Below are 22,880 nucleotides of genomic sequence, written 5' to 3' on the forward strand. Positions count from 1 at the left end.
AGTGCATCATACCGAATGCTCGATTAAATCGATAAAGGGGAGATCATGTCCGATCTGGAAGGTTTCCGGGAAGAGACCCGCGCCTGGCTTGAGGCCAATTGTCCCGAGGAAATGCGCCAGCCGATTGGCAGTGAAGACGATATCGTCTGGGGTGGTCGCAACTGTCAGCTGAGCGAACCGCAAAAACTGTGGCTCGACCGGATGGCGGCCAAGGGCTGGACGGTCCCGGAATGGCCTGTCGAGTACGGCGGTGGTGGTCTGGACAAGGCCCATGCCAAGGTCCTGCGCGAGGAAATGAAGCGCATCAAGGCGCGCCCGCCGCTGCAGTCCTTCGGTATCTGGATGTTGGGGCCGGCGCTCCTGAAATACGGCACACACGAGCAAAAACTCGAACACCTGCCACCGATCACGCGCGGTGAGATCCGCTGGGCGCAGGGCTATTCCGAGCCGAATGCCGGCTCTGATCTCGCCGCGATCATGACCAAGTGCGAGGACAAGGGCGATCACTATCTGGTCAATGGCCAGAAGATCTGGACGTCCTATGCCGACCAGGCCGACTGGATCTTCGCGCTCGTCCGCACCGATTTTGCGGCCAAGAAACATGAAGGTATTTCCTTCATCCTGGTCGACATGGGGCAGCCGGGTGTGACCACCAAGCCGATCAAGCTGATTTCCGGCAAATCGCCCTTCTGCGAGACGTTTTTCGATGACGCCAGGGCTGAAAAGCACAATGTCGTCGGCGATCTCAACAAGGGCTGGTCGGTCGCCAAATACCTCTTGACCCATGAGCGCGAAATGATTGGCGGCATGGGCTCCGGCGCCATGCGTCCGGCCGGCGATGTCGCCGTTCAGATGATCGGCAAGGACGAGCAGGGGCGGCTGGCCGACCCGATGTTGCGGACCGACATCACACGCCTCGAGATCGACGGTCTGGCCTTCATGGCGACGATGGAGCGGGTGGCGGACGAGGCCAAGGCCGGGCAGGGTGTCGGGGCCAATTCCTCGATGCTGAAATACTTCGGCACCGAGCTGAACAAGCGCCGTCTCGAGCTGATGATGGACAGTGTGGGTCAGGACGGGCTGGAATGGGGCGCCGATAATGACGCCGCGGCCCACTGGCTGCGCACCAAGGGCAATTCGATCGAGGGCGGCACGTCCGAGATCCAGCTCAACATCATTTCCAAACGCATTCTCGAATTGCCGACGTCCTAGGGCGCACCAGAGGGAGTTGTCACCATGGCCATGGTGCTGAACGAAGAAGCCGGCATGCTCAAGGATGCCGCCCGCGGATTTCTCGCGGACAGCGCGCCGGTCGCGCAATTGCGCAAGTTGCGCGACACCGACAATGCCGACGGGTTTGACCGCAAGACCTGGGCTGCGATGGCCGAAATGGGCTGGACCAGCGTACTTGTGCCGGAAGCCCATGGCGGTGTCGAAATGGGCCATGTCGCCGCTGGCGTCATTGCCGAGGAGATGGGCCGCACGCTCACCGCATCGCCTTTCCTGTCGACGGCCATCATGGGCGCCACGGCGCTGTCGCGCTTCGGCTCGGACGGTCAGAAGGCTGAGTGGCTGCCGCGCATCGCCGCCGGCGAGGCGATCACCGCCATCGCCGTCGATGAAGGCCGCAAGCACAACCCGTCCAATGTCGCGACCAAGGCGGAACGCTCGGGCAATGGCTTCAAACTGAGCGGTCGCAAGAGTTTCGTGGCCGAAGGCCATGTCGCCGACATGATGATCGTCTCGGCCCGCACGGCCGGAGGTGAGACCGAGGCGGAGGGCGTTTCGCTCTTCCTGGTCCCGATTGATGCGGCCGGTGTTTCGGTCGAGCGGATCAAGACCGTCGATAGCCGCAATTATGCGACCGTGACGCTGGACGGGGTCGAGGTGACGGCGGATGCGGCGCTCGGCGAGGTCGATGGCGGTCTGGCGGCGCTCGAAGCCGTTCTGGACGCCGGTCGGGCCGGTCTCTCCGCTGAAATGTCGGGCTCGGCCCAGGAATGTCTGGCCAGCACGGTCGGCTATCTGAAAGAGCGCAAGCAGTTCGGTCAGATCATCGGCACTTTCCAGGCACTCCAGCATCGGGCGGCCCATCTCTACTCGGAAGTGGAACTGGGCAAGTCGATCGTCATGAAGGCGCTGCAAACCCTCGACGCCGCGCCGGAGCACGCTGCGATGATGGTCTCCGCCGCCAAGGCCAAGCTGGGCCAGGTCGCCCAGCTGGCAGCCCGGGAAGGCGTGCAGATGCATGGCGGCATGGGCATGACCGATGAATTCGACATCGGTTTCTTCATGAAGCGGATCCGGGTTGCCGAGGCGCTTTATGGGGATGCCAATTATCACGCCGAGAAATTCGCCCGGATGCGGCAGTACTGAGCGGCTCGGGAGGAGACCTCATGGACTATCAAGGCAAGGTGGTTGCGATCACTGGTGGCGCCCGTGGTATCGGCCTGGCCATGGCGCAGGCCTTTCACGCCCAAGGCGCCAAGGTCGCCCTGGCAGATCTCGATGGCGCTGAGGAGGCGGCGAAGGCTTTTGGTGGCATCGGCATGAAAGTCGATGTGACCAGGGAGGCCGAGATCGGCGCTTTTCTCGACAAGGCGGAAGCCGAGTTGGGTCCGATTGCGGTCTACGTCTCAAACGCCGGCATCCTGCGCTCGGATGAGCCGAGCTGGGATGCGGCAGGCGCAGACGACAAGGCCTGGCACGACAGTTTCGAGGTCAATGTGATGGGTGCTGTTCGCGGGGCCCGGCAGGTCTGGCCCCGCATGAAAGCGAATGGCGGCGGTGTCTTTGTGCTGGTGGCATCCGCTGCCGGCCTGCTGGCCCAGATCGGGGCTTCTTCCTACACGGCTTCAAAGCATGCGGCCGTGTCCTTTGCCGAGAGCCTGGCGATCGGGCATGGTGATGAGGGATTGCAAGTGGTGTGCGTTTGCCCGCAGGCGGTGCGTACCGCGATGCTGGGTGACAGCGAGGACGGCGGTATCGCCGGCGCCGACGGTATCGTCGAGCCGTCCGATGTGGCCGCCGAAACCCTCGCCGCGATCGCCGAGAAACGTTTCCTGGCGCTGCCGCACGCGTCGGTCGTCGGTTACGAAAAGGCTCGCGCCAATGAGCGCGACCGCTGGATTGGCGGCATGCGCAAGTTTCGCCGCCTGTTGATGGGCGCCCGCGGACGACCGGTCTAGCGCCGAGCTACAACAAGAATTCGAAACAGACACAACGGTATAAAGATAAAGGGGAGAGAGATGGATCTGGGTATGTCCGAGCGCGTCAAGCCGCTCATCGAGCAGGTTCGCGCCATGGTGCGTGATGTCGTCATGCCGGTCGAAGAGGAATACCACGCGGAGATCGGCAAGGCCGGCAACCGCTTTGCCTTCACCGACCGCCAAACCGAAATCCTGGAAAACCTCAAGGCCGAGGCCCGCAAACGCGGCCTGTGGAATTTCTGGCTCACCGGTTCGGATCGCGGCTATGGCCTCTCGACCGTGGAATACGCCTATCTCGCCGAGGAAATGGGCTGGTCGCAGCTGGCGGCCGAGACTTTCAACTGCTCGGCGCCGGACACCGGCAACATGGAAGTCATCGAGCGCTACGGCAACGCCGCCCAGAAGAAGAAGTATCTCGAGCCGCTGCTCGAAGGCAAAATGCGCTCGGCCTATCTGATGACCGAGCCGGACGTCGCGTCTTCGGATGCCACCAATATCGCCTTCTCCGCTGTAGAAGATGGTGATGAGTGGGTGCTGAATGGAGAGAAATACTGGGCCTCGGGCGCCGGTGATCCGCGTTGCGCCGTCTATGTGTTGATGACCAAGACCGAGGGTGATGACGCGCCGCGCCATGGCCGTCACTCGCAATTCCTGATCGACAGTGACCTGCCGGGGATCGAGATCCTGCGCCCGATGACGGTGTTCGGTCATGACGATGCACCGCATGGGCACATGCATATCCGTTTTACCGATGTCCGTGTTCCCAAGGACTGCCTCATCCTCGGTCGGGGGCGCGGTTTCGAGATCTCCCAGGGCCGGCTTGGACCGGGACGTATCCACCACTGCATGCGCGCCATCGGTCAGGCCGAACGGGCGCTGGAGCTGATGTGTCGCCGCTCGGTGACGCGGACCGCTTTTGGCAAGCCGCTGGCCAAGCTGGGCGCCAATTACGACATTATCGCCGAACGCCGCATGGCGATCGAACAGGCGCGCCTGCTCTGCCTCAAGGCCGCCTGGATGATGGATCAGGGCGATCCGCGCGCGGCTGCGCCGTGGATCTCGCAGATCAAGGTCGTTGCCCCGCGCGTCGCCCTGGAGACGGTCGACGAGGCGATGCAGATGCATGGCGGCACCGGGGTGTCACAGGATACCCCGCTGGCGATGATGTGGACCGGTCTGCGCACGCTGCGGTTTGCTGATGGTCCGGATGCCGTCCACCGCATGGTCATCGGTCGCAAGGAACTCAAGCCCTACGCCAATGAGGTCTGATCATGGCGCAGCGTAAACCGGCCCCGCCGCGGGCCATGCTCGAACAGATTGCCCGGAAGGTGGCGGAGGCCGAACCCGCCCTCAATATCGGCGAGGCCGATGTGCTCGGCGTTCGCCAGAAGGCCTATGTCAATGCACCGGCAGACCTGCGCTTTTTGCTGCTGAAAGCGATGGAGCATGGCGACAAGACCGCTGTGGTGTTCGAAGACCAGCGTTGGTCATTCAATGATCTGGCGGCGCGGTCGGTCGCTGTCGCCAATACGTTGATCGACCGGCACGGCGTCAAGCCGGGGACGCGTGTTGCCCTGGCGCTTCGCAATTGTCCGGAATGGATGGCGTGCTTCCTTGGCGTGATCGCGGCGGGCGGTGTGATCGTGCCGATCAATGGCTGGTGGACCAGCGAGGAGATGGCCTTCGGGCTGGAGGATTGCGGCGCGAAAATCGTGATCGCCGGCGCCCGCCAGATCGAACGGATCCGTCCCCATGCCGGACGTCTGGGGCTGACCCTGATTGCCGGGCGCGGCGAGATCGAGGGTGTCGCCGACACGTTCGATCAGATGGTTGCGGCCAGCGCCGGAAAGGCACCGCCGGAACTGGTGATCGACACCGATAGCGACTTCGCAATCTTCTACACGTCGGGATCGACCGGAAAGCCCAAGGGGGCGCAACTCACCCATCGCGGCGCGGTTACCACCATCCTGTCCTTTGCCCTTCTGGGGGCGGCGCTGAAACTGGCCAATGGGGATGAGGAATTTGTCGATGGCAATCCTGGCGTCCTGGTCTGCCTGCCGCTGTTTCATTGTACCGGTTCGCACGCTGTCTTCATGCTGTCGCTGGTGTCCGGACGGAAAATGGCGCTGATGCGCAAATGGGATGCCGGCGACGCGGTCGAGCTCATCCAGGCGGAAAAGCTGACCGATATGGTCGGTGTTCCCACCATGTCGCATGAGTTGACCCTGGAGGCTGAACGCCGGGGCGAGGTGCTGGAAACCCTGCAATCCATGGGCACCGGCGGCGCCAAGCGTCCCGAAGCCCATGTCGAGAAGATCAACGAGGTCTTCCCGCAAGCCTGGTCGTCCTCGGGCTATGGCCTGACCGAGACCAATGCGCTGGGCACCTATAATGGCTATGCCGAATATCAGGCCAAGCCGGGCTCCTGCGGCGCGCCTTTGCCGGCGGTGACCGACATCAAAACCGTCGATGAGACCGGTAATGAGACCCCGACCGGCGAGCCGGGCGAGGTCTGGATCAAGTCGCCGGCGGTGTTCCGCGGCTATCTCAACCAACCGGAGGCGACCGCCGACGTGCTGACCGAGGACCGCTGGTTCAAGACCGGCGATGTCGGCATCCTCGACGAGGATGGTTTCCTGTTCATCGTTGATCGCATCAAGGACATGCTGCTGCGTGGCGGCGAGAATGTGAGCTGTCTGGAAGTTGAAGGCGCACTGGCGCATCACCCCGACATCCTGGAAGCGGCCGTCATCGGCATTCCTGATGAACGCCTTGGCGAGCGGGTCGGAGCGGCGGTGCTGGCTCGCGATGGCGCGAACCTGACCGATGACGACATCAAGACCTTCCTCAAGCCGCACCTGGCGCCGTTCAAGATCCCAGAGCGGATCTGGCACATGGACAAGCCGCTGCCGCGCGGCGGGACCAGCAAGATCGACAAGCCGGGCCTGCGCAAGATGCTTTTGACCGAAGGGGAGGCAGGCTGATGGCTGCGACCAAACCCAGTGAACTGCCCGGCATGGTCGGGACCGAGATCGGTGTATCTGACTGGGCCGAGATCACCCAGGACCAGATCAACACCTTTGCCGACGTCACGGATGACCACCAGTTCATCCATATTGACCCGGAAAAGGCCGCCCAGACCCCGTTCGGGGGCACCATCGCGCACGGCTTCCTGACCCTGTCGATGTTGTCTTCGATGGCGGGCGGCACGGCGCTGGTCCTCGACGGGATCGTGATGGGGATCAATTACGGCTTCGAGAAAGTCCGTTTCCTCACCCCGGTCCGAGCGGGCCGGAAGATCCGGGGCCGGTTCAAACTGGCCGAGGCGGTCGAGCGCAACCCGGGCCAGTGGATGCTGAAATACGATGTCACGGTCGAGATTGAAAACGAGGACAAGCCGGCGCTGATGGCGCAGTGGCTGACCCTGCAGGTTGTCGGCTGACCGGCACACCAACAATCAAGGAATGACGACAAGATGAGTGAAATTCGTTTTGACGACCGTGTGGCCATTGTCACCGGGTCCGGCCAGGGCCTTGGTCGCACCCACGCGCTGGCGCTGGCGTCGCGGGGCGCCAAGCTGGTCATCAATGATCTGGGCGGGTCCCTGGACGGGACAGGCACCGGTTCAGCTGCCGAGGATGTCGCGGCAGAAATCCGCGATGCGGGTGGCGAGGCGATCTCGCATCGCGCCAATGTGACCAAGGCTGACGAGGTGGCCGACATGGTCGCCCAGGCGATGGACAAATGGGGCCGGGTCGACATCCTGGTCAACAATGCCGGCATCCTGCGCGACAAGTCCTTTGCCAAGATGGAGCTGGACGACTTCCGGGCTGTGGTTGACGTCCACCTCAATGGTTCGGCTGTCTGCACCAAGGCTGTCTGGGATATCATGCGCGAGCAGGAATATGGCCGCATCGCCATGACCACCTCGTCGTCGGGCATGTATGGCAATTTCGGCCAGTCCAATTACGGCGCCGCCAAATTTGGTCTGGTCGGCCTGATGAACACGCTCCATCTGGAAGGCGCGAAATACAATATCCGCGTCAACGCGCTGTCACCGACGGCGGCGACCCGGATGACCGAAAACCTGCTGCCGCCCGCCGCGCTGGAATTGATGACGCCGGAATCGGTGTCGACCGGTCTGGTCTTCCTGGTCAGCGATGAATGTCCCAGCCGCACCATCCTGTGTGCCGGAGCCGGTGGCTATGCCGTCACCAAGGTCCATGAGACCGACGGCATCTTCCTGCCGCCCGAACAGCAGACGCCTGAAAACGTCGCCGCGCGTTTCGCCGACATCTGCGACGAGGCCGGACAGAAAGAGCTGGGCGCTGGCGGTGAGCAGACCATCAAGTTTCTCACCAAGGCGGCGGCCCAGGCCGGCGTCAAGCTGGGCTGACCCCAAAACAGGAGAGGCCAAGGCCATGAAAGCACTTCTCTGCAAGGCGTTCGGTCCCGAGGACCAGCTCGTCGTCGAAGATATCGACGCGCCGGCGATCCAGCCGGGGCATGTCCGTATCGATGTAAAGGCCGGGGGGCTGAATTTCCCCGACCTGCTGTGCGTGCGCGGGCAATACCAGTTCAAGCCGCCGCTTCCCTTCGTGCCGGGCACGGAAGGCGCGGGCGTGATCTCGGAACTGGGTGAGGGCGTCGAGGGCCTCAGTGTCGGTGACAAGGTGTTGTTCAACACGCCGGTCGGTGCCTTTGCCGACCAGGCGGTTGTGCCGGCGCCTGCCGTCACGCCAATCCCCGATTCGATGCCGTTTGATGCGGCCGCCGGCCTGACCATCGTTTATGGCACCTCCTATCACGCGCTCAAGCAGCGGGCCGAGATCAAGCCCGGCGAGACCCTGCTGGTCCTGGGTGCGGCGGGCGGTGTCGGCCTGGCGACGGTCGAGCTGGGCAAGGCGATGGGTGCCAAGGTGATTGCGGCCGCGTCCAGCGACGAGAAGTTGGCGGTGTGCAAGGCGCACGGTGCCGACGAGCTGATCAATTACTCGAGCGAGGACCTCAAGGCCCGGATCAAGGAACTGACCGGCGGCAAGGGTGTCGACGTGATCTATGACCCGGTCGGCGGCGACTACGCCGAGACCGCCTTCCGCGGTATTGCGCCCGGTGGACGCCATCTCGTCATTGGTTTTGCCGCTGGCGAGATCCCCAAGCTCCCGCTCAACCTGCCGCTCCTGAAAATGGCCAGCGTGGTCGGGGTGTTCTGGGGCGCTTGGGCCGGGTCGGTACCCGGTGGCCACAAGCAAAACATGGACGAGCTGTTTGCAATGTTCGAAGCCGGCAAGATCAAGCCGCACGTGGCCGGGACCTACAAGCTCGAGGACTTCATCGAAGGCTTCAACGCCCTGTCCGGCCGCAAGGCGATCGGCAAGGTGATCCTGACGCCCTGATGGCCATTCGCCGTCCAGGCAGAAGTAGCGGCGCGCCCGGTGGGTGCGCCGTTCTCGTCTCTGGACGGACAAAGCAGGCGGAGCGCTTGACCCGCAGCCTGTCTGGCCCATCATCCGGTCAGTGTATTTACGCGTTTCCGGGGGAGGGAAGCATGAAGTTCGTGACCACCGCATCCATGGCCATCTTGTTGGCCACACCTGCACTGGCCCAGCAGCACGCACCACCGTCGGAAGTCCTGGCCGTACATGATCACGTCGCCGCCGTGTCGGCCGACCGGATCGAGTCCGATATTCGCACACTGGCCGAATTCGGGACCCGCCACACCCTGTCGGAGACCGAGAGCGACACGCGCGGCATTGGCGCCGCCCGGCGCTGGATCTTTGACGAGTTCGAACGAATCTCCGCCGAGTGCGGCGGCTGCCTGGAGGTCATGTATATCTCCGACACGATTTCCGGCGAGACCCGCATTCCCGATCCGGTCGAGGTGGTCTCGGTGATCGCCATCCAGCGCGGCCGGATCGACCCCGACCGCTATGTGATGATGTCCGGTGATATCGACAGCCGGGTCACTGATCCGCTCGACGGCACGTCTGACAGCCCCGGTGCCAATGACAACGCCTCGGGGATGGCGGGCGTGATCGAAGCGGCGCGGGTGCTCAGCCAGCACGCGTTTGACGGATCGATTATCTATGCCGGTCTGTCCGGTGAGGAGCAGGGCCTGTTCGGTGGCCAGATCGTGGCGGCTCACGCCATCGAGAATGGCTGGCGCATCAAGGGCGTGCTCAACAATGACATGATCGGCAATATCGCCGGCATCAATGGCGTCATCAACAACACCACAGCGCGCGTGTTTTCTGAAGGAACACGAGCGGTTGAGACCCCGGAAGAAGCCCGTATCCGCCGCTTTACCGGCGGCGAGGTCGACAGTCCGTCGCGCAATCTGGCGCGCTTTGTCGACCAGACCGCGGACCAGTACATCCCCAATCTCGATGTGATGATGGTTTACCGGCTCGATCGCTTCGCTCGCGGGGGGCACCATCGCCCGTTCAATGGCGTGGGCTATCCCGGTGTCCGCATCATGGAGACAAACGAGCATTATGACCGCCAGCACCAGGATTTGCGGGTCGAGGATGGCCGTCCCTATGGCGACACCATCGAGGGTGTGGATTTCGATCATGCCGCGCGCCTGACGGCGCTCAATGTTGCGGTGATGGCGCAGATGGCCGGCGCGCCGCCATTCCCGGCCAATGTCACGATTGAAGGGGCAGTGCGTCCCTCGACCACGCTGAGCTGGAATGCCGCGGAGGGTGAGGCCGCCAGCAATCTGGCCGGCTATCGCGTCCATTGGCGGCTGACCGACCAACCGCAATGGCAGTGGAGCCGCTTTGTCGGCATCACCGACACGTTCACGCTCGAGAATGTGGTGATCGACAACTACTATTTCGGTGTCTCGGCCGTCGCGTTGGACGGCTCGGAAACGCCCGTGGTGTTCCCGGGACCGGCCGGCTCATTCGGCAACTGACGCCATCCCGAAAGGCCGTGACGGACAGGCCGCTGGCCTGTCCGTCGGCCCGGCTTACCCGCGCGGGATGATGGTGTAGGTCACGGTCTCGCCGGTCGCGGCGTTCTGGCCGGTCCATGACGTCCCGACTTCCTGGCTCTCGCCCAGAGGTGCGCAGCCGCTTTCCCCGGTGCTGCGCTGGACGCAGAGTTCAGCGCCGTCCACCCACCAGGTGCCGGAGATGCCGACATTGGTGGTGTAGGTCCCATCGGCTTCGAAATAGGTGATGTAGCTGCCCGACGGCGAGCTCACTTCAAGCGCATTGGCGACAAGCGTGTCGACCGGCGAGGCCTGAAGCGCGGCGGCGAGCAGGATTGAACTGATCAGCATTGTGGTCTTCCCCTGATTGGTGCGTGTTGTTGCATGAGCATTGGCGGCGAACGCGCCATTTCGTGCACCGGGTATGAAGATAGAGGGGGAATTCCCGTCCCTCAATACATCTCTTCGCAAAATTCGCGTGACAGGAGATTGCCTGGGTGGAGGGGTTTTCCTGCTGGCAACACGGCGCAGCTTGAGGGATCAACGCGGCTCGGGTGGCGGCTGGGACCGGGCGGATCCGGGAAGGCAATGACGGGCACTGATCACCAATCGGGTATGCCGATGCTCAGTCGGTCCCGACTCCGGCCGGTGTGGCGAAGTCGAGATGGATTGCGGGCAGGGGCGGATGGGTACACCGATGTGCGTCCGTAACGATCCGTGGACTGGCGCGGCCGCCCTGAGGGTCGGCGTCGACGATATCGGCTGTGCCGTTGTCGATGCAGATCCGGAGGCTGTCCGGCATTTGGCCATCGACCAGTTTGGCGGGGTCAAGATAACCATCCCAGAGAATGTCCGGCATGCGGCCCAGCGGTCCGGCGATGACGAGGCGCAGGACCTGCAATTCAAGCCCGTCCGGGTTGAGCCCGCCGCCACGAAAGTCATTGTCGTGAACATGCAGGGTTTCGGGGTAGGGGTCGAACCCGGCCCCGACGTCCAGGATCGGTTGTCCGGCCTCGGTCAGCGCCGCAATGATCATGTTGGCGGACCGGTGATCGGCGATCACATTGCCGAAGATTTCAACCTGATCGCTTGCCTGCAAAGCGATGCCTGATCCGGTCGGAAGCCGGGCCGCGGCGGTGTCTGTTCGACCGAAACTCTCGAAATTGTTGTCGAAGACGTGATTGTCGAAGATGCGGGTCGAGCCGATGGATGCGGGTTGGGCCGGTGAGGCGGTCACCAGGATTCCGCCGGAATTGCCCGTCGCCACATTCTCGTAGAGATCGCAGTCTGTCGTGTTCTCGATCTGTATGCCGACCCGGTTTCGTTCGGCGCGGTTGCGCCGAATGACGACATTGTGCGACTGGCCCACATGAATGCCGGCGGCCGCGGCACCAATGGCGATGGAGTCTTCAACCAGGACATTGGTCGACCCGATCGGAGCGATCCCGTAGGCGCCATTGTCGGCGTCAGGGCCATCAGTCCATTCGACACGAAGTCCGCGAATGACGACATTCTCGGACTGGCTGATACTCACCCCGTCCCCGATCGGATCCTCGATGGCGAGGTTCTCGAGTGTGATGTTGCGGGCGGTAACCAGCAGGCCTTCCTCGCCCATCACCTGGTCCTGGAAGGACAGGATGGTGCGGTCCGCCCCCTGACCGCGCAGCGTCAGCCCGTCGACAGTCAGGGCCAGCGGGCGGTCAAACGCAAAAACGCCTTCCGGAATATCAATGACATCGCCAGGGCGGGCATTGACCAGACGTTCGGTCAGCAAAAAAGGATAAGAGCGGTCAGCGTCGCGGACGTCACGTGTTCCTGTCTCTCCGCAGGCAGCCAAAGACAGGGTGCCAACAAGACAGGCTGTGCGAAACAAGGACAAGGGTCGCAAGCTCACATTCATCGACGGCTCCCGGTCACGCAATCGGGCTGATCGCAGAGGCGGGAATTCAACAATGCCGGATCCGATTCGCCAATCGGATTCAGGCCCGCAGGGTCGCAGGCCCGGACGAAGGTTGCTGGGTCAGCCCGCTTCGCGGATACCACGATTGCTGGGATCGCGACCGGCAATATCCCGATGGGTGACCTGTTCGCCGCTCTGGTTGGCGACGCCCATGGGGGCCAGTTCTTCGCCGGTGCGGACGTCGAAGACTTCGAGCGGGCGTTCCGTGTCGCCATAGACCCATTTGTCGCCCCACTGCTGCATGGCCATGAGGATAGGGAAAAGGGCTTCGCCGCTTTCGGTCAGGACATATTCCTGACGCTGACCGCGCACACCGACTTCCTCGCGCACCATGATGCCATTCTCGACCAGCTTGTTGAGGCGGTCCGTCAGGATGTTCTTGGCGATACCCGTGCTCTCGTGGAAATCACTGAAGCGGCGCGCGCCCTTCATGGCATCCCGGACGATCAGAAGCGTCCACCAGTCACCAACCTGATTCAAGGTCTGCGCAATCGCGCAGGACATTTCATCAAAACGTTTTCGACCCATTCCCGGTCCCCCAAACACCTGGTCGCTGCCCGTGCGACCTGCTCAACCAATACCCGTATACCACAGCACCCGGCCCCCGAGGCGAGGTGTTGTCCCTGTGGTCGCCAAGCCCTCACGGTCCGAAAAATCCCGACTGCGCAGGCAAGGCGCATCAGACACGATACAGGCTGAGGTGAGTTTGGCGACCCTTATGTTGACATGACAACTGGTTAGCGGCTCTCTGGGCGCCCGACCGGGACGCGCCAGGCGTGACAAGCTGTTGACGGACCATGCCTTTATGAACGCGCATTCGATCGACCAATTGCAGGTAATAGTTGATGACCAGTCGCGGCTGGGCATCGCCATCATCCTGTTCGTGATGATGTTCTCGGTGGCGCTGACACTGAAGCTCGAGGATTTCGCTCTCGTGCGGCGTGAACCGGGACGGGTTCTGGGCGGCGTCGCCGTGCAGTTGCTCGGGCTGCCATTGCTGACGCTGGGTCTGATTCTGTTGTTGTCACCGCCGGCCAGTATCGCGCTGGGCATGTTGATCGTGGCGAGTTGCCCCGGCGGCAATGTTTCCAACCTGCTGACCCGGGCCGCGAACGGGAACACCGCCTATTCCGTCACCCTGACTGCCATATCCAGCGTGTCCGCGGCCGTGGTGACGCCGCTCTCGATCCTGTTCTGGGCGAGTCTTTACGGCCCGGCAGACGCATTGGTCCGGTCCCTGGATGTGGATCCGTGGCCCTTCTTTGTGCAGACCGCCGCCCTGTTGGCCGTGCCCCTGCTGCTGGGCATGGTACTCAACCACCGGAAACCGGCACTCGCCGCCCGCGCGGCCGGCATTCTGGGACCTCTGGCGCTGGGCTGCATTGCCCTGCTTGTGGCGGTGGGGATCGTCCAGAACTGGCCGCTGATCCTCGCCACCGGTGCGATCATCATCCCCATAGTCGTGCTGCATAACGGATCGGCGTTCGCGCTGGGCTGGCTGAGCGGCCGGGCGCTGGGCATGGAGACGGCAAGACGCCGGGCCTTGACCTTTGAAGTCGGGATCCAGAATTCCGGCCTCGGCCTGGTGATCCTGCTCAGCCAGTTCAGCGGCGTCGGTGGCGCCGCAGCGATCATCGGTACCTGGAGCATCTGGCACCTGGTCGGCGGTTCACTGCTGGCAGGCTTGTTCCGTCTGGTCGATTCGCTGACACTCGCGGCAAACGCCACAGAGCGTGACACATGACGGGAGACAGACATGTTTGATCTCAAGATCACGGGCGGTCAGGTCCATGACGGCAGCGGCGCGGCGCCGGTTATCGCGGATATCGCCATCAAGGACGGGCGCATTGCCGCCATCGGTCAGGATCTGGGCGAGGCTGCGCGCACGATCGATGCGACTGGCAGGCTGGTCACGCCGGGCTTTGTCGACATCCATACCCATTATGACGGTCAGGCGAGCTGGGACGGCATGCTGCGCCCCTCGATCGATCACGGTGTGACCACGGCCGTTATGGGCAATTGCGGTGTTGGTTTCGCGCCGGTGCGCGAGGCTGACCACGACAAGCTGATCAAGCTGATGGAAGGCGTCGAGGACATTCCCGGCACCGCCCTGCACGAGGGCCTGACCTGGGACTGGGAGAGCTTTCCCGACTATCTCGACGCCCTGTCGAAAATCCCGCGCACCATCGATATCGCGGCCATGGTCCCGCACGATCCGCTGCGGGTCTATGTGATGGGCGATCGGGCCGTTCATTCCGAGCCGGCCAATGACGCCGACATCGCCGAGATGCGTCGTCTGACCCGGGAGGCGCTGGAAGCCGGCGCGGTCGGTTTCGCCACCGGGCGCTCGGACGTCCACAAGACCGCTGACGGCGACTGGACCCCGTCATCGGAATCCACGCGTGAAGAGCTGACCGGCATCGCCGAGGCCTTCAAAGGCCTCGATTACGGCGTCGTACAAGCGGTGTCGGACTTCAATCTGGAGCGCGGCGAACAGGATTTCGACGATGAGTGGAGCATCATTGCCGACTATGCCAAGGCGTCCGGCCGGCCCTTCTCCTTCTCGCTCATGCAGCGAGATTTCGCGCCGGATCAGTGGCTCAAACTGATCGAGCGGACCGAAAAACTGAAGGATGAGGGCGTCGATGCCCGGATGCAGGTCGCCCCGCGAGCCATCGGCGTCTTCCTGGGTTTCAATTGCACCTTCCACCCCTTCATGGGCTATCCCAGCTACAAGACCATTGCCGACCTGCCGCTGGCCGAGCGCGTCGCGCGGATGAAGGACCCGGCCTTCAAGGCACAGATCCTGTCCGAGACGACCGACAAGCTGTCGGGGCCGGGTTCGTCTGTGCCGCCTCTGGCCGACATGTTGATGGAGCATATCGAATTCGTGGCCGAGAAATTCTTCCAGCTCGGCAATCCACCCGATTATGAGCAATCCGGCGAAAACTCGCTGGCCGCGCGGGCGCGGGCCAAGGGCGTCTCCCTGATGGAGATGGTCTATGACACCCTGCTGGAGCGCGATGGCCACGAGCTGATCTACCTGCCGCTCTACAATTATACCGAGCTCAATTACGACAATGTGCTCAAGATGATGGAGCACCCCCAGGCGCTCTACGGCCTGTCCGACGGCGGCGCCCATGTCGGCACGGTCTGCGACGCTTCGATGCCGACCTACATGCTGACCCACTGGACCCGCGACCGCAAACGCGGCCGCAAGCTCGACCTGCCCCGCGTGGTCCGCATGCTGACGGGTGCGCAGGCCGACTATATGGGCATGACCGACCGCGGCTATCTGCGCGAGGGCCTCAAGGCCGACATCAACATCATCGATCTCGACCGCCTGCAGATGGAACCACCCCACATGGAGCGCGACCTGCCAGCCGGCGGTCAGCGCCTGTTGCAGGGCGCCACCGGCTATGTCGCCACGATTGTCGCCGGCGAAGTGGTGATGGAAGAGGGCCAGCTCACCGGCGCCATGCCGGGCACGGTCTATCGGGCCGGGCAACAGGCTGTGGCGGCGGAGTAGGGCCGAGGGACATGTACCTCCGGTACGTGTCCCATTCCCGACGCAAGTTTCCAGACGGGACACGGACCACAGGTCCATGTCCCTCGGCCACTGCCTGGGTAGGCGCTAGCGCTTGCGGGCCTTGCGGGCGGCGTAGCGTTCGTCGCGGGCGGCTTTCTTGGCGGCTTCTTCGGCTACAAGGGCGTCGGCGGCGGCTTTTTCGGCAGCGAGGGCGGCAGCGGCCTTCTCGGCGAGTTCAGCTTCCTTGCGGGCCTTCTCCTCGGCCTTCACGCGCTCGCGCTCGATGCGGCGCGCTTCGCGGGCCTTGTCGGCCGCTTCGCGTTCGGCGCGCCGGGCAGCGAGTTGCGCTTCGTCGGGCTTGGGCGCGTTCTTGAATTTTTCCAGAAGCTTTTTCTTGGCCTCTGCAGCGCTTTTGTTGCGGTCGGCGAAACTCGGGTTTGCGTAGTTTTTCAAGCTGTGTGGGTCCCTGGTGAGGTTGGAGGCCGTAAAGGCTCGCTGCAGGTTGCAGCGCTTGGCCCCTATCTGCCCGTGCCGGGGGCCAAGCACAACCCCATGCAGGGTCATGACGGATGAGTGAGGACAGATTGGTCCGAGGTGTTGATCCGGGATCACAGGGTCTGGGCCCTCATGGCCACGGTCGGCTGGATGCCGCGCGGTGGTCCCATCCGGCCAGCCGGCGCCCGCCGAGGATCGCATTCACCTGTCCGCCCTGGGGCGCGATCGAGGGGCGGAATATTATATGACCGCCCTCATTTCTCCGCCGATATTTCCAATAAACATTTGAAATAAAACACACTTAATCAACATCGTCCCTCGGCCGGTCGGGCCGGATGCAAGCTGTTAACCATAGTTTCAAGCCCGGCCGGGACACTGTCCCAAAGTGCACATCCTGAATGATGCACGATGTAAGGGTAGTTTGGTATGGGCAAGATATTGAAGCGCGTTTTGCTGCTCGAGGACATTGAGGCAAACGCAAATCTCATCCGCTTTTCGCTGGAGTCTGTTTCGGGATTTGAGGTGACTCATGCTGCGGACGGTCGTGAAGCCATCGAATGTTTCAAGACCAGCGCCTACGATATCTGCCTGTTCGATCATCTGATGCCGGGCATGACCGGACTTGATGCGATGCAAGCGATCCGGGCCCTGCCCGGAGGGGAGGCAACCCCCTTTGTCTTCCTGACCGCCCGGTCGGACGTGGCCAACTGGAAACAGCTCAAGGAGAGCGGTGCCCAGGCGGTAATCGCAAAACCGTTCGACATCATGCTGCTGGGCGCACAATTGCTCGACGTCTTCCATGCCTACCAGTCCCCCAGTCCGGTTGAGGGCGATGAGTTGGGCGCGGAACCCGATTGGGCGGCCACGCCGTCGCGTTCGGATCTGGCCCAGCGCCCGACCGCGGCCTATCAGCGCTACTGACGCGGTGCGGTTGGCCTGCAATGGCCGCGATTGCCTAGATCAGCACATGGCCAAAGGCCCGCCGCTCGTGATCTATCAGCCAGCGCTTGCGCCACAATCCACCACCATACCCCGTCAATGAACCATCCGCCCCGATAATCCGGTGGCAGGGGATGACCAGGGCGATCGGGTTGGCGCCGTTGGCGCGGGCGACGGCCCGCGTCGCGGTCGGTTGCCCTAGGGCGCGAGCCTGCTCGCCATAGCTGCGGGTCTCGCCGGCCGGGACGTCCAGCAGGGCCTTCCAGGCGCGTTGTTCAAACCGGGTACCGACCGGTGCGAGCGGGGTGGTGAAGGACGCCGACCGACCCTGAAAATAGGCCTGCAACTCTGCTGTCAGAGCGTGAATCGGCGCCGGACATCCCAGCGCGATGCCGGAACCGGCGCTGGCCTGCAGCTTGTGAAGTTCGGCTGGCAGGATGCCGCGGTCGAAGAATTCCAGCAGGCGCAAATGGGTTGCGTCGGCGACAGCCAGCAGCGGCCCGACCGGCGTTGCGATCCAGTGCGCCTGCAGCGCGGCCTCGGCGACGGTTTTTTCCCCCAACAGGCAGTGCAGGGCCTGGTGGAAGCCAGGGTCATCGTCGAACAGGGGAGCGGGAATTTCGTCCGTCACCGGACGTAGCTGGCGCCATTGACATCGATGCAACTGCCCGTCGCGCTGCGGCAGGCCCCGGAAGCGAGGAAGGCGCACATGGCCGCAATCTCGTCAGGATGGGCCAGCTCGCCGATCGGGATTTCGGCCTTGGCGCGGGCCCGGTCTTCCTCGTGCTGCGGCCCCATGCGTGTATCGATCCAGCCCGGCGCGAGAGCGTAGGCATAGACCCCGTCACAGCCCCATTGCCGCGCGATGGTCTTGGTCAGCGACAGCAGGGCTCCCTTGGAGGCGCCATAGGCCATGTGGTTGCGATCCTCTCCGCGATAACCGGCCCGGCTGGCGATATTGATGATCGCACCGCCACCGGAGGCGACCATTTCCGGTATCGCCGCGCGGCAGATATCGGCCACGGCCATGAGGTTGACCTGCAGGGTCGTGGCCCAGCTTGTCTCCCAGTCACTGTCAGAACTGTCCAACGGGCTGGCCCAATGAATGCCGGCATTGTTGACGATGATGTCGAGCCGGCCTGAGGCCAGGTGCAAGGCCGCATCATAGAGATCGCGGCCGGCGCCAGGCAGGGCCAGGTCGGCCTGGACCGCGCCCAGCGCGGCCGGACCGATGGTCTGCACGGCCTTGTCGGCGTCCGCCATGTTCTGGTTGCCGTGCAACACGACTTCGGCGCCCTGGGCGGCGAACATGTGTGCGGCGGCGAGCCCGACACCATGGCTGGAGCCGGTGATCAGGGCCCGTTTGCCCGCGAGTTGTCCCGTCATTGCGCGCCTATTTCATCTGCTTCTTTGCGACGGTTTCGTACATCTTGCCATAGGGCGGAGCAAGCAGGCGGGACGGGTGCCATTTGCCGGTGCGGAAGACCGAACGCTCATGGGTGAAGGTCAAAAAGCCATGCTCGCCATGATAGCTGCCCTGACCGGAGGCTCCGACGCCGCCAAAGGGCAGGTCGGGCACGGACAGGTGCAGCAGGTTGATATTGACGCCGGCACCGCCGGACATGGTGCTGTCGAGCACACGGTCGGCTTCGGTCCTGTCGGTGGAATAGACATAGAGCGCCAGGGGATGGTCACGCTCGGCGACATGGTCGGTGGCGGCGTCCAGTTCGGAATAGCCGATGATGGGAAGGACCGGCCCGAAAATCTCTTCGGTCATCAGGCGGCAGTCGGCGGGCGGATTGACGACAACCGTCGGCGGAATCTTGCGACCGGCCTGTGCGGCCTGGGCGTCGTGTTCGGGCTGCAGGATTGTCGCGCCGCCGGCGCGGGCTTCCTCGATCATGGCGGTGAGGCGCTCATAATGCCGGTCCGAGACGATGGCGGTGTAGGCATCGTCGCTGGCGGCGTCGGCAAACTGGTGCGCGGCAACCTTGATGATGGCCTCGCCCAGCGCTGTCTCCATTCCGTTTTGCACCATGACATAGTCCGGCGCGACGCAGGTCTGGCCGGCATTGAAGAATTTTCCCCAACCGATTGATTTGGCCGCAGAGTCGTGCGGATAGGAAGGGGTCACGATCGCCGGTGACTTGCCGCCCAGTTCCAGCGTTACGGGGACCAGATTGTCGGCAGCCGCCATGGCCACCAGTCGGCCGACCTGGGTCGAGCCGGTGTAGAAGAGGTGATCGAATTTCAGCTTGGTGAAGGCCTCACCGACAGCCGGACCGCCGGTGATCACGGTGACATGGTCCTCCTCGAAGGCCTCAGCCAGCAGGGACTTCATGAGTTCGGCCGTCGCAGGCGTGTATTCCGACGGTTTGATCATCGCCCGGCAGCCGGCGGCAAGCGCGGCCACCAGCGGCGCCATGGCCAGCTGGAAGGGGTAGTTCCACGGTGAGACGATGCCGACAACGCCCTTGGGTTCGCGGCGAATGCTGGCGGAACCCGGCGCCAGGGTAAGCGGCACGCCAACCTTGCGGGTCTTCATCCATTTTCCGAGATGCTTTTTGGCATGGCCGGCATCCTGGATCACGAAGGCGATCTCCGCGATCACGCTTTCCTGTTTGGCCCGATTGCCAAAGTCCTGGCTGATGGCGTCCGCGATGGCGTCGGCGTGCTTGCGGCACAGATTGGCCACGCGGTCGAGATCGGCCTTGCGCTTGTCGATGGGGCGGTGCCGCTCGGCCCGAAAGGCCGTTTTCTGGCTCGCCAGGAGGGATTTCATGCGTTCGATCTGTTTGGCTTCTGCTTCACTCATGGTGGGTTCCTCAAGCGTTGTCTTCGGCGATCATGGCGGCTGCGCGGGTGGCGATCATGATCGTGGGGGCGTTGGTGTTGCCTCCGACAAGGCGGGGCATGACGGAGGCGTCGATGACACGCAGCCCATCGATACCGCGGACCCGGCAGCGACTGTCGGTGACCGCCAGCTCGCCGGTTCCCATCGCGCAGGTCGATGTCGGGTGGTAGAGCGTTTCGGCCCGTGCCCGCACATCGTCGCGCAACCCGTCCATCGTGGTGATGTCGGCACCGGGATAGCGCTCCGCCTTGCGGTCATGATCGAAGGCGGGTGCGTTGAGGATATCGCGGACCTTGGCCAGGCCATCGGTCATCACGTCGAGGTCGAAGTCCGCGTCGAGATAGTTGGGCTGGATGGCCGGGTGGTCGGTGGGATCGGTCGACTTCAGCCGGATCTCGCCTCGGCTCTTGGGATAGAGTTGGCAGACGTGCAAGGTGATGCCGTGGCCGCTTGCCTTCTCGACGCCGTGCGGGTTCGAGATCGCCGGGATGAAGACCAGTTGCAGATCCGGCAGGTCCTCGGCGTAGGCCGACTTGATGAAGGCGCCGCCCTGCACCGGATTGACGGTGAAGGGACCGTCACCGCGCAGGGCCCAGCGCGCCACCATGTACATGTGGTGGGGCAGGGAGCGGACCGAATTGCCGATCGAGGTGGCCGATTTCGTCCAGACCTGGGCGGTCACATCGAGATGGTCCTGCAGGTTCTTGCCGACCCCTGGCAGGTCGTGGGCGACGCTGACACCGGCCTCGCGCAATTCGTCGGCCGGCCCGATGCCGGACAGCAGCAATGTTTGTGGCGAGTTGATCGCGCCGCCTGACAGGATGACCTCCCGTCGCGCGTTGAGCACGCGGATCTCGCCTTCGATCTCGACTTCGACACCCGTGGCCCGGCCATCCTCAATCACGACGCGATGGACCAGGGCGCCGGTCTGTACATCACAATTGTCGCGTTCCAGGGCGGGCCTCAGGAACGCGTCGGCTGCCGAGCAGCGCTTGCGGCCTTTCTGGGTCACCTGGTAGGGGCCGAAGCCTTCCTGTTGCGGGCCGTTGAAGTCGTCATTTCGCTTGTATTGCAGCTGGTCGCCAGCCTTGAAGAAATCCTCGGTCAGCGGGTTGAGCGGGGCGATGTCCTGCACCCAAAGCGGACCGCCGGTGCCGTGCAGCTCGCTGGCCCCGCGGGTCTGGTTCTGGACGTCCTTGAAAGCGGGAAGGGCGCTCTTCCAGCCCCAGCCTCCGGCGCCGTAATCCTGTTCCCACTCGTCATAATTTTCCGGCGCCCCGCGCATGTAGTGCATGGCGTTGATCGATGACGAGCCGCCAAGTGTCTTGCCGCGCGGCCACAGGAGTTTGCGGTCATTGAGATTTTTCTGGGGCTCGGTCCAATAGCCCCAATTGAACTGCTCGCCGGTCACGGCGTATTGCAGCAGCATGGGTGTACGGATGATGGGGCTGTCGTCAGAGCCGCCGGCCTCCAGCACCAGAACCGAAGCCGACGGGTCACGGGACAGGCGTTCGGCGACGGTACAGCCCGCCGAGCCGGCGCCACAAATGATGTAGTCGTAATCAGTCCTGTCCATCACCGGCTCCCGTGTCCTGTTCGTCCTGCAACGTGGGTTCGACCGCAGTCGGCTCCATCGTCACCGCGTCACCATAGTGGGCAGCAAGGGCTCGCATGGCGATGATCGACTCCTCGGTCCGTCCGCCCCATTCGGTGTCGGCAGCGGTGCGGGCGATGACGATATTGCGGCGCTCATCGACCCAGACGTACTGGCCGTAGACTCCGGCCATGAAGTATTCGCCGTCATGGTTTTCCGGGACCCAGAAATGCAGGCCGTAACCGCGGTGGGGATAGACCGCATCCGGTCCGGCGTCCTGAAACGGGGCATTCGGACGGGTCGCCTGGTTGACCCAGCCTTCGGGCAACAGGCGTTCGCCGTCCCAGATGCCATCTTGCAGGTAGAATTGCCCGAAGCGGGCATAGTCTTCCAGGGTCGCATTGAGGCAGCAATAACCGATCGCCATGCCAGCCTCGCCAGAGATGTTCTGGTTCCAGTAGGCTTCGCCGGTCATGCCCAGGGGTTCCCATATGCGGGTCTGGACGATGTTGGCGAGCGTGTCGTTATAAACCCCGCGAACCACTGCCGACAGCACCTGCGTGTTGGCGCTGACATAGTGCAGATCCTCGCCGGGTGTGCGGTTGCGCTCGATCTCGCCGACCAGGCGATCAATGTTCTGGCCATAGATATTGGCGCCGAGGAAGAGACGGCGGATGTCCGAATTCGGGGCGTTGTAGTCTTCCTCGAAATCCATGCCGGCCGACATCATGAGCAGGTGGCGCAGCGTCGTGTCGCCATAGTCCGATCCGCCATATTGTGGGGCAAACATTTCGGCGCTCTGGTCGAGATTGGCGATGCGTCCGTCCTGCATTGCCATGGCGATGAGCGTGGCGACGAAGCTCTTGCCGACCGACCAAGAGGTGTGCCGCGTATCCGCATCGGCGCCAAGCCGGTAGGTTTCGTGGACGATCTCACCGTTATGGATCACCATCAGGCCGGTCGTGTCGCTGTCGTCCATCCAGTCATCAACGGTCCGGTCCGCTTCACCGAAACGGTAGCCGACCGTGCCTGACTGAAGGTTTCGGGGCAGCGCCCGCGCCGATTCGGAGGGATTGATCGCGCGGTAGGGGAAAACATCCCCCATGTTCGAAAATGTTTCCACGAGGCGTTCGGGCTGGGTGGCAGCCTGGATTTCAGCCGGAGAGTATTCCGACCAGGGCCGGTAGAACCACCCGGCGCCAGCAATGGCCATGGCGCCGAAAATTGCAACTAACCCTATGATAAAATTCTTCATTTTTCTCCCCATGACAGCGATTTGAACGCTGTTCACTCGCTAACGTATCAGAGTTGCGACGGGAGAAAAGGGGCGGGTCGGACCCGAAATTCGAATTTCAGGGGTGAG

21 protein-coding genes are annotated in these 22,880 nt (G+C 63.2%); 12 read left to right on the forward strand and 9 right to left on the reverse strand.

The features are described from left to right. The first annotated feature begins 45 nt into the window (after positions 1 to 45). The 9 genes from VOI18_RS03635 to VOI18_RS03675 all read left to right on the forward strand — a co-directional run bounded on the left by VOI18_RS03635 (position 46) and on the right by VOI18_RS03675 (position 10,128). Entirely contained in the window at positions 46 to 1,212 is a 1,167-nt protein-coding gene (locus tag VOI18_RS03635; RefSeq protein ID WP_323761052.1) for an acyl-CoA dehydrogenase family protein, read from the forward strand. 24 nt (positions 1,213 to 1,236) lie between these two features. Next, positions 1,237 to 2,376 (forward strand): acyl-CoA dehydrogenase, encoded by a 1,140-nt coding sequence (locus VOI18_RS03640; protein ID WP_323761053.1) that lies wholly within the window; start codon positions 1,237 to 1,239, stop codon positions 2,374 to 2,376. A 20-nt stretch (positions 2,377 to 2,396) separates the two neighbouring features. Next, a complete protein-coding gene (locus VOI18_RS03645) occupies positions 2,397 to 3,188 on the forward strand; it encodes an SDR family oxidoreductase (protein ID WP_323761054.1) in 792 nt (263 codons plus the stop codon). 60 nt (positions 3,189 to 3,248) lie between these two features. Next, on the forward strand, positions 3,249 to 4,478 hold the full coding sequence (locus VOI18_RS03650; RefSeq protein WP_323761055.1) for an acyl-CoA dehydrogenase family protein: 1,230 nt from the start codon (positions 3,249 to 3,251) through the stop codon (positions 4,476 to 4,478). Between the two features lie 2 nt (positions 4,479 to 4,480). After that, entirely contained in the window at positions 4,481 to 6,193 is a 1,713-nt protein-coding gene (locus VOI18_RS03655; protein WP_323761056.1) for a class I adenylate-forming enzyme family protein, read from the forward strand. Then, positions 6,193 to 6,651 (forward strand): MaoC family dehydratase, encoded by a 459-nt coding sequence (locus VOI18_RS03660; RefSeq protein WP_323761057.1) that lies wholly within the window; start codon positions 6,193 to 6,195, stop codon positions 6,649 to 6,651. Before VOI18_RS03655 ends, VOI18_RS03660 begins: the two co-directional genes overlap by 1 nt. Positions 6,652 to 6,684: 33 nt before the next feature. Further along, positions 6,685 to 7,605 carry an SDR family NAD(P)-dependent oxidoreductase gene (locus VOI18_RS03665; RefSeq protein WP_323761058.1) on the forward strand — a complete coding sequence of 307 codons (921 nt, stop codon included), beginning with the start codon at positions 6,685 to 6,687 and terminating at the stop codon, positions 7,603 to 7,605. Positions 7,606 to 7,630: 25 nt separating this feature from the next. After that, positions 7,631 to 8,605 (forward strand): NADPH:quinone oxidoreductase family protein, encoded by a 975-nt coding sequence (locus tag VOI18_RS03670; protein WP_323761059.1) that lies wholly within the window; start codon positions 7,631 to 7,633, stop codon positions 8,603 to 8,605. 152 nt (positions 8,606 to 8,757) lie between these two features. After that, the gene (locus VOI18_RS03675) at positions 8,758 to 10,128 is read left to right on the forward strand and encodes a M28 family metallopeptidase (RefSeq protein ID WP_323761060.1); all 1,371 of its coding nucleotides are present in this window, start codon (positions 8,758 to 8,760) and stop codon (positions 10,126 to 10,128) included. A gap of 54 nt (positions 10,129 to 10,182) precedes the next feature. On the opposite strand, the gene VOI18_RS03680 is transcribed toward VOI18_RS03675, so the two are convergent. The 3 genes from VOI18_RS03680 to VOI18_RS03690 form a co-directional block, all read right to left on the reverse strand. Continuing rightward, positions 10,183 to 10,497: a hypothetical protein gene (locus tag VOI18_RS03680; RefSeq protein WP_323761061.1), complete on the reverse strand. Its 315-nt coding sequence runs from the start codon at positions 10,495 to 10,497 to the stop codon at positions 10,183 to 10,185. 274 nt (positions 10,498 to 10,771) lie between these two features. After that, positions 10,772 to 11,920 (reverse strand): parallel beta-helix domain-containing protein, encoded by a 1,149-nt coding sequence (locus VOI18_RS03685; RefSeq protein ID WP_323761062.1) that lies wholly within the window; start codon positions 11,918 to 11,920, stop codon positions 10,772 to 10,774. A 246-nt stretch (positions 11,921 to 12,166) separates the two neighbouring features. Next, positions 12,167 to 12,634 carry a helix-turn-helix domain-containing protein gene (locus VOI18_RS03690; RefSeq protein ID WP_323761063.1) on the reverse strand — a complete coding sequence of 156 codons (468 nt, stop codon included), beginning with the start codon at positions 12,632 to 12,634 and terminating at the stop codon, positions 12,167 to 12,169. 277 nt (positions 12,635 to 12,911) lie between these two features. On the opposite strand from VOI18_RS03690, the gene VOI18_RS03695 reads away from it, so the two are divergent. Beyond that, positions 12,912 to 13,850 carry a bile acid:sodium symporter family protein gene (locus tag VOI18_RS03695; protein ID WP_323761064.1) on the forward strand — a complete coding sequence of 313 codons (939 nt, stop codon included), beginning with the start codon at positions 12,912 to 12,914 and terminating at the stop codon, positions 13,848 to 13,850. Between the two features lie 12 nt (positions 13,851 to 13,862). Then, positions 13,863 to 15,635 (forward strand): N-acyl-D-amino-acid deacylase family protein, encoded by a 1,773-nt coding sequence (locus tag VOI18_RS03700; protein ID WP_323761065.1) that lies wholly within the window; start codon positions 13,863 to 13,865, stop codon positions 15,633 to 15,635. A 105-nt stretch (positions 15,636 to 15,740) separates the two neighbouring features. On the opposite strand, the gene VOI18_RS03705 is transcribed toward VOI18_RS03700, so the two are convergent. Next, positions 15,741 to 16,088 carry a DUF6481 family protein gene (locus VOI18_RS03705; RefSeq protein ID WP_323761066.1) on the reverse strand — a complete coding sequence of 116 codons (348 nt, stop codon included), beginning with the start codon at positions 16,086 to 16,088 and terminating at the stop codon, positions 15,741 to 15,743. 468 nt (positions 16,089 to 16,556) lie between these two features. On the opposite strand from VOI18_RS03705, the gene VOI18_RS03710 reads away from it, so the two are divergent. Further along, a complete protein-coding gene (locus VOI18_RS03710; protein ID WP_323761067.1) occupies positions 16,557 to 17,051 on the forward strand; it encodes a response regulator in 495 nt (164 codons plus the stop codon). 34 nt (positions 17,052 to 17,085) lie between these two features. Here VOI18_RS03710 and VOI18_RS03715 read toward each other — a convergent pair whose 3' ends face one another. Genes VOI18_RS03715 through VOI18_RS03735 form a run of 5 tightly spaced genes read right to left on the reverse strand, consistent with a single transcriptional unit; the run spans position 17,086 to position 22,772 of the window. After that, positions 17,086 to 17,700, reverse strand: a complete 615-nt coding sequence (locus VOI18_RS03715; RefSeq protein WP_323761068.1) for a methylated-DNA--[protein]-cysteine S-methyltransferase — start codon at positions 17,698 to 17,700, stop codon at positions 17,086 to 17,088. Beyond that, the gene (locus VOI18_RS03720) at positions 17,697 to 18,455 is read right to left on the reverse strand and encodes an SDR family oxidoreductase (RefSeq protein ID WP_323761069.1); all 759 of its coding nucleotides are present in this window, start codon (positions 18,453 to 18,455) and stop codon (positions 17,697 to 17,699) included. Before VOI18_RS03720 ends, VOI18_RS03715 begins: the two co-directional genes overlap by 4 nt. Before the next feature lie 7 nt (positions 18,456 to 18,462). Then, the gene (locus VOI18_RS03725) at positions 18,463 to 19,884 is read right to left on the reverse strand and encodes a coniferyl aldehyde dehydrogenase (RefSeq protein ID WP_323761070.1); all 1,422 of its coding nucleotides are present in this window, start codon (positions 19,882 to 19,884) and stop codon (positions 18,463 to 18,465) included. Between the two features lie 10 nt (positions 19,885 to 19,894). Then, on the reverse strand, positions 19,895 to 21,499 hold the full coding sequence (locus VOI18_RS03730; protein ID WP_323761071.1) for a GMC family oxidoreductase: 1,605 nt from the start codon (positions 21,497 to 21,499) through the stop codon (positions 19,895 to 19,897). Beyond that, positions 21,486 to 22,772: a serine hydrolase gene (locus tag VOI18_RS03735; RefSeq protein WP_323761072.1), complete on the reverse strand. Its 1,287-nt coding sequence runs from the start codon at positions 22,770 to 22,772 to the stop codon at positions 21,486 to 21,488. Before VOI18_RS03735 ends, VOI18_RS03730 begins: the two co-directional genes overlap by 14 nt. Between the last annotated feature and the right edge of the window lie 108 nt (positions 22,773 to 22,880).

It is taken from the genome of Maricaulis sp., assembly GCF_034670125.1.
Classification (GTDB): Bacteria; Pseudomonadota; Alphaproteobacteria; order Caulobacterales; family Maricaulaceae; genus Maricaulis.